Origin of the sequence: Paraburkholderia sp. BR10937, assembly GCF_040965695.1 — a bacterium.
Lineage (GTDB): Bacteria > Pseudomonadota > Gammaproteobacteria > Burkholderiales > Burkholderiaceae > Paraburkholderia.
The window spans coordinates 18,248-32,786 of record NZ_JBFRCL010000015.1; the positions used below are offsets into that span (position 1 = coordinate 18,248).

Annotated in this window: 13 protein-coding genes; all 13 read left to right on the forward strand. The window is 63.3% G+C overall.

Annotation, left to right across the window (positions count from 1 at the left end; translation table 11 throughout):
• The first annotated feature begins 137 nt into the window (after nucleotides 1–137).
• Nucleotides 138–428: a DUF1330 domain-containing protein gene (locus AB4Y44_RS14465; RefSeq protein ID WP_342922443.1), complete on the forward strand. Its 291-nt coding sequence runs from the start codon at nucleotides 138–140 to the stop codon at nucleotides 426–428.
• A 125-nt stretch (nucleotides 429–553) separates the two neighbouring features.
• On the forward strand, nucleotides 554–1,240 hold the full coding sequence (locus AB4Y44_RS14470) for a GntR family transcriptional regulator (protein WP_342922442.1): 687 nt from the start codon (nucleotides 554–556) through the stop codon (nucleotides 1,238–1,240).
• 295 nt (nucleotides 1,241–1,535) lie between these two features.
• Nucleotides 1,536–2,426, forward strand: coding sequence for an alpha/beta fold hydrolase (locus AB4Y44_RS14475; RefSeq protein WP_368699993.1), 891 nt, complete (start codon nucleotides 1,536–1,538; stop codon nucleotides 2,424–2,426).
• Nucleotides 2,419–3,387, forward strand: a complete 969-nt coding sequence (locus AB4Y44_RS14480; protein WP_368699994.1) for a flavin reductase family protein — start codon at nucleotides 2,419–2,421, stop codon at nucleotides 3,385–3,387. The genes AB4Y44_RS14475 and AB4Y44_RS14480 overlap by 8 nt, the downstream gene beginning before the upstream one ends.
• 117 nt (nucleotides 3,388–3,504) lie before the next feature.
• The gene (locus AB4Y44_RS14485) at nucleotides 3,505–4,536 is read left to right on the forward strand and encodes an ABC transporter substrate-binding protein (RefSeq protein ID WP_342922439.1); all 1,032 of its coding nucleotides are present in this window, start codon (nucleotides 3,505–3,507) and stop codon (nucleotides 4,534–4,536) included.
• Between the two features lie 41 nt (nucleotides 4,537–4,577).
• Complete coding sequence (locus tag AB4Y44_RS14490; RefSeq protein ID WP_342922438.1) at nucleotides 4,578–5,462, forward strand: ABC transporter permease; 885 nt, start codon at nucleotides 4,578–4,580, stop codon at nucleotides 5,460–5,462.
• A 1-nt stretch (nucleotide 5,463) separates the two neighbouring features.
• Nucleotides 5,464–6,258 (forward strand): ABC transporter permease, encoded by a 795-nt coding sequence (locus AB4Y44_RS14495; RefSeq protein ID WP_368699995.1) that lies wholly within the window; start codon nucleotides 5,464–5,466, stop codon nucleotides 6,256–6,258.
• A 16-nt stretch (nucleotides 6,259–6,274) separates the two neighbouring features.
• Nucleotides 6,275–7,363: an ABC transporter ATP-binding protein gene (locus AB4Y44_RS14500; RefSeq protein ID WP_342922436.1), complete on the forward strand. Its 1,089-nt coding sequence runs from the start codon at nucleotides 6,275–6,277 to the stop codon at nucleotides 7,361–7,363.
• Between the two features lie 11 nt (nucleotides 7,364–7,374).
• Nucleotides 7,375–8,082: a GntR family transcriptional regulator gene (locus tag AB4Y44_RS14505; RefSeq protein WP_342922435.1), complete on the forward strand. Its 708-nt coding sequence runs from the start codon at nucleotides 7,375–7,377 to the stop codon at nucleotides 8,080–8,082.
• 122 nt (nucleotides 8,083–8,204) lie between these two features.
• Nucleotides 8,205–9,338, forward strand: a complete 1,134-nt coding sequence (locus AB4Y44_RS14510) for a porin (RefSeq protein WP_368700074.1) — start codon at nucleotides 8,205–8,207, stop codon at nucleotides 9,336–9,338.
• Between the two features lie 80 nt (nucleotides 9,339–9,418).
• On the forward strand, nucleotides 9,419–10,879 hold the full coding sequence (locus tag AB4Y44_RS14515; RefSeq protein ID WP_342922434.1) for an NAD-dependent succinate-semialdehyde dehydrogenase: 1,461 nt from the start codon (nucleotides 9,419–9,421) through the stop codon (nucleotides 10,877–10,879).
• Between the two features lie 35 nt (nucleotides 10,880–10,914).
• Nucleotides 10,915–12,288, forward strand: coding sequence for an MFS transporter (locus AB4Y44_RS14520; RefSeq protein ID WP_368699996.1), 1,374 nt, complete (start codon nucleotides 10,915–10,917; stop codon nucleotides 12,286–12,288).
• Between the two features lie 31 nt (nucleotides 12,289–12,319).
• On the forward strand, nucleotides 12,320–13,918 hold the full coding sequence (locus tag AB4Y44_RS14525; protein ID WP_368699997.1) for a methyl-accepting chemotaxis protein: 1,599 nt from the start codon (nucleotides 12,320–12,322) through the stop codon (nucleotides 13,916–13,918).
• The last annotated feature ends 621 nt before the right edge of the window (nucleotides 13,919–14,539 follow it).

Consider the following 14,539-nt stretch of genomic DNA (forward strand, 5'->3'; position numbering starts at 1 on the left):
TACGTTGATTGTGCGAAGCATTGTGGTATACCATGTTACGGCATGCCATGAGTGTTAACCCGATAACAGGCCGCGCGCCCCGGCTGGGAAGCCTGCCGTGCCTTTTGTCCCATTCAGGAAAATGAAAAGGAGGAGAGATGACTGCATACTGGATCGCCCATGTGACCGTGCTGGATCCCGCGAAATACAAGGACTACACGGACATCGCACCGCTGGCGTTCAAGCAATTCGGCGCCGTCTTCCTGGCACGCGGCGGCGCGGCGCAGGTGCTGGAAGGCGAGTCGTTCGCACGGCATGTCGTGATCCGGTTCCCGGACATGCAAACGGCGCTCGACTGTTATCACTCGCCGGAGTATCAGGCGGCAAAAGCGAAGCGCGATGGACATTGCGTGGCCCACATCACGATCGTCGAGGGCCTTGAAAGCTGAATGTGCCCTTGCTTGGGGCGCCATGGCGTTGGCAAAAGGAAAGCCGGAGCTTAATTGCGTCATAATATGGCATTCCACGCCCACGCCTGGTGCGCGGGCGTTCGTCCCTCTCCTGAACGCTGCCTATGCAAGACCTCAAAATCGACCGCAATGCCAAGACCCTGCGTGAGCTCACGCTCGACAAACTGCGCGGCGCGATAGTCCAGGGGTATTTCCGGCCGGGCACGCGGCTCGTCGAACGCACGTTGTGCGACGAGCTTGGCGTGAGCCGCACGGTGGTGCGCGAGGTGCTGCGCCATCTGGAAACCGAAGGCTTGGTTGAAATCGTTGCGGGAAAAGGCCCGATCGTGGCGCGGCTCGACCCCGCGCAAGTGGGCGAGATCTACGAGCTGCGCGGGCTGCTCGAAGCCAACGCCGCCCGGGCCTGCGCCGAAAACGCCACGCCGGAAGTCGTGGAGCAGTTGCGCGCGATCCGCGCGATCATCGAAGACGCGTTCGAAAAGCGCGACCTGCCGCGCGTGGTGGAGCACACCGAACGCTTCTATGAAACGCTGTTCGAAGCCGCCAACAAGCAGGTGTCGCTCACGGTGGTCAAGACGCTCAACGCGCGCATCAACCGCTTGCGTGCGTTGACCATCGCGATGCCCGGGCGCGGTGGCGACTCCAATCGCGAAATGAACCTGTTGCTCGACGCCATCGAGCGGCGCGACGGCGAAGCGGCCTCCGCGGCGTCGTTCGCGCATATCAAACGGGTCTCCGAGCTGGCGCTGTCGGCGCTCGCCCAGCAGAACGAAGCACCAGGCGACGCCTGACGCGCATTTCAGCGCAGACAAAAAGAAAGGCCGCCGGCATGTGCCGGCGGCCTTTCTTTTTGTCTGCTCAATCCGTTCAAGGCGGACCTGGTGCGAAGCACGCCAATAAAGTCAGGGGAGAACTCATGGTATTCCATAATATTGATCACGTTGTTGTGAACCGTAAGATGGCATACCATAATCTCATCGAACGCGATCAGCGGACCCGCTCTAGATCAGGAGGCTCCATGAACTTTGCACAAGGTACCGGCCGCTGGTCCGCATGGCTTGCATCGCTGTGCCGAGCGTGAATCCCATGAAGCCTGAGTGCGCTCGCGAACGCCCCATCGCGCTTGTTCAGCGCGGCCGAACCGCTGGCACGAGCTATAGCGTGTACGCGCCGCAATCTGACGCCGCGTGCGAAACCGTGGTACTGATCCATGGCGTGGGCATGGATCAGAGTGTGTGGGCGCCGCAGATCGATGCGTTGTCCGAATCGTTTCGCGTCGTCGCCTACGACATGCTGGGGCATGGCGAGAGCGCGTTGCCGAGCGCGCAGCCCACGCTCGACGAATACGCCGCGCAACTCGAGTCGCTGCTCGACGCCATCCAGGTCGAGCGCGCACACGTGGTGGGGCATTCGATGGGCGCGCTCGTCGCGCTCGAATTCGCGCTGCTCAACGCGCCGCGCACGTTGAGCGTGGTTGCGCTGAACGCGGTGTACGACCGCACGCCAGCGCAGCGCGAAGCGGTGATGACGCGCGCGGCCAGTCTCGGCGAAGCGCCTGCAGCAAGCGGCGTGGACGCGACGCTCTCGCGCTGGTTCGGCAACCCGATTCCGGGGCATCTGACCCAGGCGGCGCAGGCGGTGCGTGCGCTGCTGCTCGCCGTCGATCCCGTGGGCTACGCGCGCACGTATCGCCTTTTCGCATCTTCCGACGACGCGCACGTGGGGCGTCTCGCAAGTCTTGCGGTGCCGGCGCTCTTTCTCACCGGCGAGTGCGATCCGAATTCGAGCGGGCAGATGTCGCACGCGATGGCGGCGGTCGCGCCCCGCGCCCGCGCGGAAGTGATCGCGAACGCGCGCCACATGATGAACGTCACCGACCCGGAACGCGTCAACGCAAGCCTGCTCGCGTTCCTGGCCGAGGCATCGGCGACGCAGGCGGCCAATACCGCAGCAAACACAGGAGAACGCCATGGCTGAGCTGATGACTGCCCACCCCGCGCAACCGGCTTTCGATATCGCCGAATTTCGCCGCGCGCTGGGCGCTTTCGTGACGGGCGTGACCGTCGTCACTACGATCCAGCCCGATGGCTCGCCGCGCGGCTTCACGGCCAACTCGTTCACCTCGGTGTCGCTCGATCCGCCGCTCATTCTGGTGTGCATCGCGAAGACGGCGTCGAGTTATGCGGTGTTCTCGCAAACGCGCCGCTTCGCCGTGAGCGTGCTCGCCGAAGACCAGCAGCAGGTTTCGGGCGTGTTCGCCTCGAAGGCCGCCGACAAGTTCGCGCAGGTGCCCTGGAGCACGCGCAAAACCGGCGCGCCCGTGATGGACGGCGCGGCGGCGAGCTTCGACTGCACGACGCATGATGTCGTGGACGCGGGCGACCACATGATCCTGATCGGCCGCGTGGTGGACTTCGTGCAAACGAGTTCGACGCCGCTTGGCTACTGCCGCGGTGCATACGTGAACTTCAGCCTCTCGCAGGATGCACTGGCCGCAGCCGGTGTGCGAGCGAAAGTGGGCGCGATTCTCGAGCACCGCGACGGGCTCGTGCTGATCGACACGCCCAATGGCGTGGCGTTGCCGACGGGCATCAAGCTCGAACCGGCAAGCGACGCGGCGAGCCTGCGCGGCGTGCTCGCGAAACTCGGCCTGCGCGCGCATCTCGACTTTCTCTTCGCCGTGTTCGAAGACGGCGGAGGCAGAGGGCCGGGCGAGCATATCTATTACCGCGGTCGGGTGATTCACAGCGGCTCGCCCTGGCTCGACAGCAGCATCCGCATCGTGCCGCTCTCGCAGATCCCCTGGGACGAAGTGAGCGACGACGCTGTGCGCTCGATGCTCGAACGCTATGTGCGCGAACGCAAGCAGGACGCATTCGGCATTTACGTGGGCGACAGCGAAGCCGGCACCGTGCAGGCGCTCGCCCTCGCGCATTGAAGAGGCGCCGGCCAGCAGAAGGGCTGCAGCACGATGCAGAACATAAACAAGAAGCCGGCACGAATCTCGCCGCCGGCCTGACGAAGCGACAACCACCCGTTTCCCCTGGAGAAAGACATGAGCAGCAGAAGCATCCCGTTTATTGCACCGATCGCCGTGCTTTGCGCATCTGCGCTCACGGTTGCGCCGGCATTTGCCGCAGATTCCATCGTCTTCACGAGCTGGGGCGGCACCACGCAATCGTCGCAACAGAAGGACTGGGCACAGCCGTTCACGCAGGCGAGCGGCATCACCGTGCTGATGGACGGCCCGACCGACTACGGCAAGCTCAAGGCGATGGTCGACAGCGGCAACGTGAGCTGGGACGTCGTGGACGTGGAGGGCGACTTCGCCTATGCCGCGCAGAAGGCCGGCCTGATCGAGCCGATCGACTATTCGGTGGTGAAGAAGGACGATCTGGACCCGCGCTTCGCGTCGCAGGCCGCGGTGGGCAGCTTCTATTACTCGTTCGTGCTCGGCTACAACAAGGCGAAATACACGGGCGCGCAGCCGCAAACGTGGGCTGACCTGTTCGACACCGGGCGCTTCCCCGGCAAGCGCACGTTCTACAAGTGGTCGGCGCCGGGCGTGCTCGAAATCGCGCTGCTCGCCGACGGCGTGCCGCCCAACAAGCTCTATCCGCTCGACCTCGACCGCGCGTTCAAGAAGCTCGACACGATCAAGAGCAACATCGTGTGGTGGAGCGGTGGCGCGCAGTCGCAGCAACTGCTCGCGTCAGGCGAGGCGCCGATCGGCATGTTCTGGAACGGACGCCTGCACGCGCTCGCGCAAACCGGCGTGCCCGTCGGCATTTCGTGGAACCAGAACCTCACCGCCGCCGACATGCTCGTGATCCCGAAGGGCGCGAAGCACCGCGACGCCGCGATGAAGTATCTCGCCGCGGCGACGAGCCCGCAGGCCCAGGCCAAATTTGCAGCCGATACGGGTTACGCGCCGATCAACGTGAAGTCGGCCGCACTGATGTCGCCGGCCATGGCGAAGACGCTGCCCGATCAATACAAGGCATCGCAGATCAATCTCGACATGAAGTACTGGGCCGAAAACCGCGATGCGATTGCGAAGCGCTGGTACGCGTGGCAATCGAAGTAAAGCGAGTCCCGACGTCGCGAACCGGTTCAAAAGGAAACATCATGCCTAACGTATTGAGTACCGTCGCGCACCCGGCCGCGGCAGCCACGCGCAAACGGCGCGACTGGCGCAGCATGCGACTGCTGGCGCCCGCCATGCTGCTGCTCGTGATCTTCTTCCTGCTGCCGGTGCTCTCGCTGCTGCTGCGCAGCGTTCTGGAGCCGACGCCGGGTCTGCACAACTATCAACAGTTGCTCGGCTCGACCACGTATTTGCGCGTGTTCGGCAATACGTTTCTCGTGGCGACGGTCGTGACGCTCGTTACGCTGCTCGTGGGCTTTCCGATGGCGTGGCTGCTCGCCATCGCGCCGCGCAAGGTCAGCGCCGTGTTCTTCGCGATCCTGCTGCTGTCGATGTGGACCAACCTGCTCGCACGGACCTTCGCATGGATGGTGCTGCTGCAGGAAACGGGCCCGATCAACCGCATGCTGATGGCGAGCGGCGTGATCCATGAGCCGCTCTCGCTCGTCAACAACTTGACGGGGGTGACGATCGGCATGACCTACATCATGCTGCCGTTTCTCGTGATGCCGCTGCACGCCACGCTGCGCAGCATCGACCCTTCGACGCTGCGCGCCGCCGCCGTGTGCGGTGCAAGCCGCTGGCAGGCCTTCTGGCGCATTCTCGTGCCGCTCGCCATGCCGGGCGTCGCCTCGGGCGCGCTCATGGTGTTCGTGATGGCGCTGGGCTACTTCGTCACGCCCGCACTGCTGGGCGGACCCTCGTACATGATGCTCGCGGAACTCATTGCGCAGCTCGTGCAGGAACTCTTGAACTGGGGCCTCGCCGGCGCCGCCGCGTTCGTGCTGCTCGCCGTGACGCTCTCGCTCTATGCGCTGCAACTGCGCTTCACGCGGAATGCCCGCGCAAGTCTCGGAGGGCGCTGACATGTTGCTCGATTTCGATCGCCTGGGCGCGTTGCGCTGGATGTTGCTGGCCGTGGGCGGGGCCGTCGCGCTGTTTCTCCTGCTGCCGATCGTCTTTATCGTCGCGCTCTCGTTCGGCGACTCGCAGTGGCTCATCTTTCCAGCGCCGGGCTGGACGCTCGAGTGGTACCGGCAGCTCTTCACCGATGCGGGCTGGATCGACTCGCTGCTCACGAGCGCGAAGCTCGCCGTGATCGTCACGGTGCTCTCCGTCGCCATCGGTTTCCTCGCTTCGCTTGCGCTCGTACGCGGCAGGTTTCGCGGGCGTGGCGCGGTGCAGGCCTTCTTCATCACGCCAATGGTGCTTCCGGTCGTGGTGCTTGCCGTCGCGCTCTATGCGTTCTTCCTGCGCGTCGGCATGAACGGGACGATGACGGGCTTCGTGACCGGCCACCTGATCATCGCCTTGCCGTTCTCGATCATCTCGATCAGCAATTCGCTCTCGAGCTTCGACACGTCGCTGGAAGACGCCGCGCTCATTTGCGGCGCCTCGCCGCTGATGGTGAAGCTGAAGGTGACGCTGCCAGCCATCCGGCTCGGGCTCTATGCCGCGGCGATCTTTTCGTTCCTCGCTTCGTGGGACGAGGTGGTCGTGTCCATCTTCATGTCGAGCCCGACGCTGCAGACGCTGCCGGTGCGGATCTGGTCCACGCTGCGCCAGGACCTCACGCCTGTCGTTGCAGCGGCGTCTTCGCTACTCGTCGCGTTGACAACGTTATTGATGCTGGCGGGCGCTCTCGTGCGTCGCGGCCGCTAATCGAGGTAAACAAGCCATGACTGCTTTCCTGCAAATCCAGCGCCTGCGCAAGACCTACGACGACGTCGTCGCCATCGACCAGGTGTCGCTCGATGTGCGCAAGGGCGAATTCATGACGTTCCTCGGACCGTCGGGGTCGGGCAAGAGCACGACGCTCTATATCGTCGCGGGCTTCCAGGAGCCCACGGAAGGCCGCGTGCTGCTCGACGGCAAGCCGCTGCTGGCGGTGGCGCCCAACAAGCGCAACATCGGCATGGTGTTTCAGCGCTATACGCTCTTTCCGCATCTCACGGTGGGTGAGAACGTGGCGTTTCCGCTGCGCGTGCGCCGCCGCCCCGAAGCCGAAGTCACGGCGAAGGTGGAAAAGATGCTCAAGCTCGTGCATCTGTCCGAGTGCCGCGACCGTATGCCCGCACAGCTCTCGGGCGGCCAACAGCAGCGCGTGGCGATTGCGCGCGCGCTGGCTTACGATCCGCCCGTGCTGCTGATGGACGAACCGCTCTCGGCGCTCGACAAGAAGCTGCGCGAGGAAATCCAGCTCGAATTGCGCCGCATTCACCAGGAAACGGGCGTGACGATCCTCTACGTCACGCACGATCAGGAGGAAGCGCTGCGACTTTCCGACCGCATCGCCGTGTTCAACAAAGGCCGCATCGAGCAGGTCGGCACGGGCGAGGAGCTTTACGCGAACCCGGCTTCGCGCTTTGTCGCGAGCTTCATCGGCAATTCGAATTTCCTGCCCGTGAAGGTGACGAGGAGCAGCGAAGGGCGCATGAACGGCGTGTTCCCGAATGGCCTTGAAATCGCCTCGGACGCCTTCAATCCGTCACTCGCCGCCGGCGACGACGGCACGCTGATGATCCGCCCGGAGCAGATGCGCATCAGCTCGCTGCAAGGCGCAAACGGCACGACAGGCTTGCCCGTGACCGTGCGCGACGTCACCTATCTCGGCGACGCCATGCACTATGCGGTGGCCACGCCCTGGCAGCAGGAGATTTCGATCCGCATGCCGGCGGCGCATCGCCACGACGGCGGCATCATGATCGGCACGCAGGCGCTCGTCGACTGGGACGCGCGCGACGTGCGCCTGTTCGCGCAAGCGTGACGGCGGCTGTCATGAGTGACGCACTGCCATCGCTGCGGGTCGAACGCCCCACGGCCACCTTGCGGGAACTCGCGCTCGAAAAAATGCGCACGGCCATTCTGGAGGCGCATTTTCATCCAGGCGAGCGGCTGGTCGAGCGCTCGCTGTGCGAGATTCTCGGCGTGAGCCGCACCGTGGTGCGGGAGGTTTTACGTCATCTGGAAACGGAGGGTCTCGTCGACTCGATTCCGAACCAGGGGCCGATCGTCGCCGTGCTCGATTTCGACACGGCGGCCGAGATCTACGAAATACGCGCGCTGCTCGAAGGCGAAGCCGCCATGGCATGTGCGCAGCATGCCGACGAGCGCATCGTCGCGGATCTCGCCGGCTTCATCGACCGGATCCAGGCGGCCTTCGAAGCGCAGGACCATCCGGCCGTGAGGACGCTCACCACGGCCTTCTACGAGCGCATGTTCGTTGCCGGGCAAAAGCGTGTGGCCTGGGAAATCGTGCAGTCGTTGACTGCGCGCATCAACCGCTTGCGAGCCCTGACGATCGCTTCCGACGACCGTGGCCGCCAGGCCGTCGATGAGATGCACCGCATCCTGAACGCCATTCAAGCCGGCAACGCAGCCGGCGCACGCGAGGCCGCGATCGCACACGTGGACAGGGTGGCCGAGATCGCACGCAAGCTGCTGGCCCAGGGGCACGAACACGCGCTTTGGCGCCAGGCAGGATAAAGCGGCTGGCTTCGGTTTGGCTTCCGTGGTTCAAGCAACGAGCATCATTTCCATTAATTAGTAATACAAATTACTGACAACAGCAAGGAGAAGACGTGGCGAGCTGGGGACTCAAGAAAACATTGGCGTTCGCGCTATTGGGAAGTGCGTTCGTTGCGACGGGTGCGCACGCGCAGTCGTCCGTCACGCTATATGGCGTGATCGACGAGGGGATCGACTATGTCAACAACAGCGGCGGCCATTCGCTCTGGCGCATGCGCGACGGCACGTACGACGGCGTTTACGGCAGCCGCTGGGGCCTGAAGGGCACGGAAGATCTCGGCAGCGGGCTGAGCGCGCTGTTCAAGCTCGAATCGGGCTTCAGCACCGAGAACGGGCAAATGCGTCAGGGTGGGCGCTTATTCGGACGCCAGGCCTACGTCGGCCTTTCCGACACGCGCTTTGGCACGGTCACGCTGGGCCGCCAGTACGACTCCGTGGTGGATTACCTGCAACCGCTCACGGCGCCGGGCCAGCTTGGCGGCCCGCTCGTGCACGCCGGCGATATCGACAACACCGACAACTCGTTTCGCGTGGACAACGCGATCAAGTACGCGAGCCCGAAGATCGGGGGGCTGACCTTCGGCGGAGTGTATTCGTTCACCAACACCAACGCGTCGGGGCGCGGCACGACGGGCTTGTGGAGCCTCGGCGCGAGTTACTCGCTCGGTTCCCTGACCGTTGCCGGCGCCTACCTGTACGCAAAAGACCCCGCGCTGCTCCTGAGCGACGGCAACTACGTAGGCAACACCACCGGCGCGGATGTCGGCGCGAGTGGCCCGTTCAGCTACGTCGGCAACCCTCGTAACGAGCAGATATTCGGCGCGGGCGTGAACTACGCGCTCGGCTCGGCGACGCTCGGCATCGATTACACCAATACGAAGTTCAATGACGCTAACGGCACCGATGGCACGGTGATCTTCACGAACTACGAGGCGTGGGGCCGCTACAACATCACACCGGCATGGTACGTCGGTGCGCAATACGTCTATACGCACGGCAGCATTGGCTACAGCCAGGCGGTTCCGATCTATCACCAGGTGGGACTCACAACGTCGTACTCACTCTCGAAGCGCACGGCGCTCTATGCGATGGGCGTGTGGCAGAAGGCAGCGGGCGCGGCAACCAATGCCGACATCTTCGACGGCGCGGTGGGCTCTGCGTCGTCCAACAACCATCAGATCGCGGTACGCGTAGGCATGTACCACCAGTTCTGATCGTTGGAGCGCTCCGCCCGGTGAGCAGCTGCGGGCGGAGCGCGGCATCAACCCAAATTTTTGCACCGAAGGAAAGTCACGTGGAACTGAAGACCCTGTTGAAGGATGCGGCGCTGTTGCGCCAACAGGCTTATATCGATGGGCAATGGTGCCCCGCCGACTCGGGCGCGAGCTTCGACGTGTTCGACCCGGCGACGGGCGCACCGCTCGGCAGCGTTCCTTTGATGGGAGAAGCTGAAACGGCGCGGGCCATCGAGGCGGCCAACGCCGCGTGGCCAGCGTGGCGTGCGCGCACGGCCAGGGAGCGTGCGGCAGTCATGCGCCGCTGGTACGAATTGATGATCGAGCACGCCGACGATCTCGCGCTGATCCTGACTGCGGAACAAGGCAAGCCGCTCGCGGAGGCGAAGGGCGAGATCGCCTATGGCGCGTCGTTCATCGAATGGTTCGCGGAGGAAGGCAAGCGCGTAGCGGGCGACACGCTAGCCACGCCCGCGTCGGACAAGCGACTCGTGGTCATCAAGGAACCGATCGGCGTTTGCGCCGCCATCACGCCGTGGAATTTCCCGACGGCGATGATTACGCGCAAGGTGGGGCCGGCGCTCGCGGCAGGCTGCCCGATCGTCGTGAAGCCTGCGGAAGCCACGCCGTTTTCCGCACTCGCGCTCGCGGTGCTGGCGGAGCGCGCCGGCGTGCCACGGGGCGTGCTCAATATCGTCACCGGTGACCCCAAGGCGATTGGCGGCGCGCTGACAAGCAGTCCTGTGGTTCGCAAGCTCTCCTTTACCGGCTCGACGGCTGTGGGGCGCTTGCTGATGGCGCAGAGCGCGCCAACGGTGAAAAAGGTGACGCTCGAGCTCGGCGGCAACGCGCCGTTCATCGTATTCGACGACGCGGATCTCGACGCCGCGGTGGAAGGCGCCATCGCCTCGAAGTACCGCAATAACGGGCAAACGTGCGTCTGCACGAATCGCTTCTATGTGCATGAGCGGGTTTACGACGCGTTCGCCACGAAGCTGGCGGCAGCCGTGAAGGGGTTGAAGGTAGGGCACGGCACGGAGGGCGGCGTCACGCTGGGACCGCTCATCAACGAGGCAGCGGTCAGAAAGGTCGAAGCGCATATCGCCGATGCAGTGGGTAAAGGCGCGACGCTCGCCACGGGCGGAAAGCGTCACGCGCTCGGTCATGGCTTTTTCGAGCCCACGGTGCTGACCGGCGTCACCGCGCAAATGGATGTGGCGAGAGAAGAGACCTTCGGCCCGCTTGCGCCGCTGTTGCGCTTCTCGAGCGACGAAGAAGTGGTGAATCTCGCCAACGACACGGAGTTCGGACTCGCCGCCTATTTCTACAGCCGCGATATCGGCCGCGTCTGGCGCGTGGCGGAGCAGCTCGAATACGGCATGGTGGGCATCAATACTGGCTTGATCTCGAACGAAGTGGCGCCGTTCGGCGGCGTGAAGCAATCGGGTCTGGGCAGGGAAGGGTCGCACTACGGCATCGATGACTATCTCGTCATCAAGTACCTGTGCATGGCGGTTTGATCGCCGGACACACATAAAAAGGGGAGCACGCCGCCATGAGTACGCCGTCATCGAGCCGCGCCGAGGTCGCGCTGGATCGAGCGCAAAGCGAAACCGGTCACCGCCTCGATGCCGCGACCATTGCGATACCGACTCGCGTGACGCTGCGGGTCGTCGCGATCTGCCTCGCGATGATCCTTGCCGAAGGCTACGACGTCGCCATTTACGGGGCGGTGCTGCCCATGCTCACGCATGGCACCGCCTGGTCCTTGTCGGCGCTGCAACTGGGCGCGATCGCAAGCTGCTCGCTGGCGGGCATGATGATCGGCGCGATGGGCGCGGGCACGCTCAGCGACATGATCGGGCGGCGGCGCATGCTGCTCGGCAGCGCGGCGCTCTTTTCCGCGATGATGGCAGCCGCCGCGCTCGCGCCAACGCCAGCGTGGTTCGTCGTCGCGCGGATCGTGGGCGGACTCGGGCTTGGCGGCGTCGTGCCGACCGCGGCGGCGCTCACCGTTGAATACTCGCCGCCTGGGCGCCGTTCTTTCAACTATGCCTTGATTTACACGGGATATTCGCTGGGCGGCATTCTGGTCGCGCTGCTCGCGATGAACTGGTTGCCCACGCACGGCTGGCGGTTGCTGTTCGGCGTGGGCGCCGCGCCGCTCATCCTCGTGGCGCTCACGGCGCGCCATTTGCCGGAGTCGCTGGAGTTCCTGTTGGCGAGAAACCGCATGGCGGAGGCACGCAGCGTCGCGCGAGCGCTCGGCATCCGGCATTCGGCGCTCGAGAACGAAGCCGAAACGCGGGCCGTGCTCGCTACAAACGCCGAGAAAGCCGCACCGATTCGCACGCTCTTCGACGCATCCAATGTGCGCGCGACCCTGGCGTTCTGGATCGCGATGTTCATGGGCTTGCTTTTGCTCTACGGCCTGAGCACCTGGTTGCCCCAACTCATGCGCAAGGCCGGCTTTCCGCTCGGATCGAGCCTCGCATTGCTGGTGATGCTCAATTCAACGGCGGCTTTGGGCTCGCTGCTTGGCGGCGCGGTAGCGGACCGCCTGGGTTCGAAGTGCGTGGTCAGCGTGCTTTATCTGCTCGCAGCAGCCAGCCTGTGCGCGTTGCCGTTCGCCCATGGCACGCTGCAAACCTATGTGCTCGTGGGCATTGCCGGGGTGGGCACGATTGGAAACGCGATGCTGCTTGGCGCGTACATCACGCGCTACTATCCGCCCCGCAACCGGGCGACGGGTATTGGCTGGGCGCTGGGCATCGGGCGTTTCGGCGCAATCGCCGGGCCCTTGATCGGCGGCGCGCTGGTACAGGCGAGCGCGCCGCTGCGGTGGAATTTCTACGCATTTGCGGGCGCGGGTGTCGCGGCGGCGCTAGCTGTGCTAGCCGTACCGAAACACGTTTCGAATATGGAATAACAACGAGCGGGTTGGCGCTATTTCCTCCATCATGAAGCTAATAAAGAACCTACCCATTGCGGCAAAAACCGGCGTTGCATTTGCCTGTGCAATCTTTTTCTTCGTGGTCAGTGCGTGCATTTGCCTCGCCAGTGTCCGGGCAATCGATCAGAAGCAGAAGGAGTTCGAAGCATCTGAGCAAACGCTGCTTCTACTAAAGGACGGGACATCCGATTACCTCAACATCATCTGGGCCGTGCTGGCGAACAATCTGAACGGAAAGCCCGGACACAAGGCGTGGATCGACCAGCACCGGGCGGATTTTGGAACGCGACTGGCGGCCCTGCGCACGCTTGACGGTACGCCAGACACCACGCATCTGACGCAAGCCTGCCAGCAGGAATATGACCGTTGGCTCAATACGGTCGTCGATCCCCTGGTGGACATGCGCAAGAAGGTAGACGCTTTCTCTGTCAACGTGAGCGATCTCTCGGCACTCACTGAGGGCTTCGGATCGTACCTGGGCACAGACAAGCTCATTGCCGCCGTCGACAAGCTCGAACGCTACGAAAAAGACCGTATGCTTGCGAGCGCCAGTGAACTGGATTCGCTGCGTGCCCGAATCTACGTGACGATATTGACGAGCACCGTAATCGCGGTCATTGCGTCCATTCTTGCCGCTACGTGGCTTTCGCGCCAGGTGTCCCGTCCGCTCAAGCAAGCCGTTACCGTTGCCACACGCGTGGCAGAAGGCGACCTCACAGGGAATATCGAAGCGGCGTCGATGGACGAGACCGGACAACTCATGCGCGCCTTGAATGCAATGAACGAGAGCCTCGCGAGAATCGTCAGCGGCGTTCGAACGGGTACGGAAAGCATCGCGACCGCATCGAGCGAGATCGCGGCCGGGAATTTTGATCTCTCGTCGCGCACTGAACAACAGGTTAGCTCGCTCGAAGAAACGGCGGCCAGCATGACGCAGCTAACCCATACCGTTCGACAGAACGCGGACAATGCGCGGCAGGCGAATGCATTAGCTACGCGAGCGTCCGGCATGGCGGAGGCGGGAGACGAGTCGGTCTTGAATATGGTTCAGACCATTCGCAATATCAGTAGTAGCTCGAACCAGATCTCCGAGATCACCGCCGTGATCGAGGGCATTGCGTTTCAGACCAATATCCTTGCGCTGAACGCCGCTGTCGAAGCGGCGCGCGCCGGCGAGCAGGGCCGTGGCTTCGCGGTGGTCGCAAGCGAAGTCCGCGGGCTTGCACAGCGCTCGGCTACGGCTGCCAAGGAAATCAAGGAGTTGATTGATTCGTCGGTGGTGGCGATCCTGAGCAGTTCGAAGCAGGCAGACGCCGTGGGCGAGGCAATATCGGAAGTGAAGATAGCGATAAAGCAGGTTGCCGGCATCGTCGGCGAAATTGCCGACGCCTCCGACGAACAGAGCCGCGGAATCGACGAAGTCAATCAGGCAGTGAACCAGATGGACCGGTTTACCCAGCAGAATGCGGCGCTCGTGGAGCAAGCGGCCGCAGCGGCGCGCTCTCTTGAAGAGCAGTCGATGCATCTCAAGAATGCCGTAGCCGTGTTTGCGCTCGGCGGACGGGATAAGGTGCGTGCAAGCCAAGATCATGCGCATGCGCCGTAATGAGAGATGGAGGACGAGTGTCGCCCAGTCCGTGGTCAGTTTCCCATGCTGAGCTTAATCAGCGGCTCCGGAATTGTAATGCGGACCTTGTTGTGTGTGGTGGGGGACGGCGCATCTAAGCATTCGTGGATGCCTCCACATTTAAAATAAATATAATTAGTGAAGTGTGATACGTATTCCTTATTAAATAATGTGCACGTTTACTCAATGGCGTCAGCATGAGCGACCCGCGTCGCTCACGTGAGTGGAGTTCTTTGGATTGCGTTTTTTTCCAGGCGGGCAAGCCAGATTGCCGATCATCCGCGCCGTCTGTCGACGCCACGATAACGCCGCACTGACTCCGCCGTGACACCGTCAGCCGCCGCAGTGTTGGTTTCGCGTCAGTTAGGCGGATGGCCTGCTGGTCACGGATGGATGGGCTTGTTCGTGAGGAGGTAAAGCGTGATCCGCAACGAACTCGTTACGTCGTACCGCTCCGCACGCCGAGCGGTACGACACCGTCAACACGGCCGCTTATACATCCCAGCCAGCTCGGGGTTCGAACCAGTTCGGTACTGGCATGCCGACGTGCTTGCACAGGATCTCGATCAAATTTTTGATTTTCGAAGGGAGCGATTCGAA

Coding starts and splice junctions, on each gene's coding strand:
- AB4Y44_RS14465 (WP_342922443.1), top strand. CDS start 138: ATGACTGCATACTGGATCGCCCATGTGACCGTGCTGGATCCCGCGAAA.
- AB4Y44_RS14470 (WP_342922442.1), top strand. CDS start 554: ATGCAAGACCTCAAAATCGACCGCAATGCCAAGACCCTGCGTGAGCTC.
- AB4Y44_RS14475 (WP_368699993.1), top strand. CDS start 1,536: ATGAAGCCTGAGTGCGCTCGCGAACGCCCCATCGCGCTTGTTCAGCGC.
- AB4Y44_RS14480 (WP_368699994.1), top strand. CDS start 2,419: ATGGCTGAGCTGATGACTGCCCACCCCGCGCAACCGGCTTTCGATATC.
- AB4Y44_RS14485 (WP_342922439.1), top strand. CDS start 3,505: ATGAGCAGCAGAAGCATCCCGTTTATTGCACCGATCGCCGTGCTTTGC.
- AB4Y44_RS14490 (WP_342922438.1), top strand. CDS start 4,578: ATGCCTAACGTATTGAGTACCGTCGCGCACCCGGCCGCGGCAGCCACG.
- AB4Y44_RS14495 (WP_368699995.1), top strand. CDS start 5,464: ATGTTGCTCGATTTCGATCGCCTGGGCGCGTTGCGCTGGATGTTGCTG.
- AB4Y44_RS14500 (WP_342922436.1), top strand. CDS start 6,275: ATGACTGCTTTCCTGCAAATCCAGCGCCTGCGCAAGACCTACGACGAC.
- AB4Y44_RS14505 (WP_342922435.1), top strand. CDS start 7,375: ATGAGTGACGCACTGCCATCGCTGCGGGTCGAACGCCCCACGGCCACC.
- AB4Y44_RS14520 (WP_368699996.1), top strand. CDS start 10,915: ATGAGTACGCCGTCATCGAGCCGCGCCGAGGTCGCGCTGGATCGAGCG.
- AB4Y44_RS14525 (WP_368699997.1), top strand. CDS start 12,320: ATGAAGCTAATAAAGAACCTACCCATTGCGGCAAAAACCGGCGTTGCA.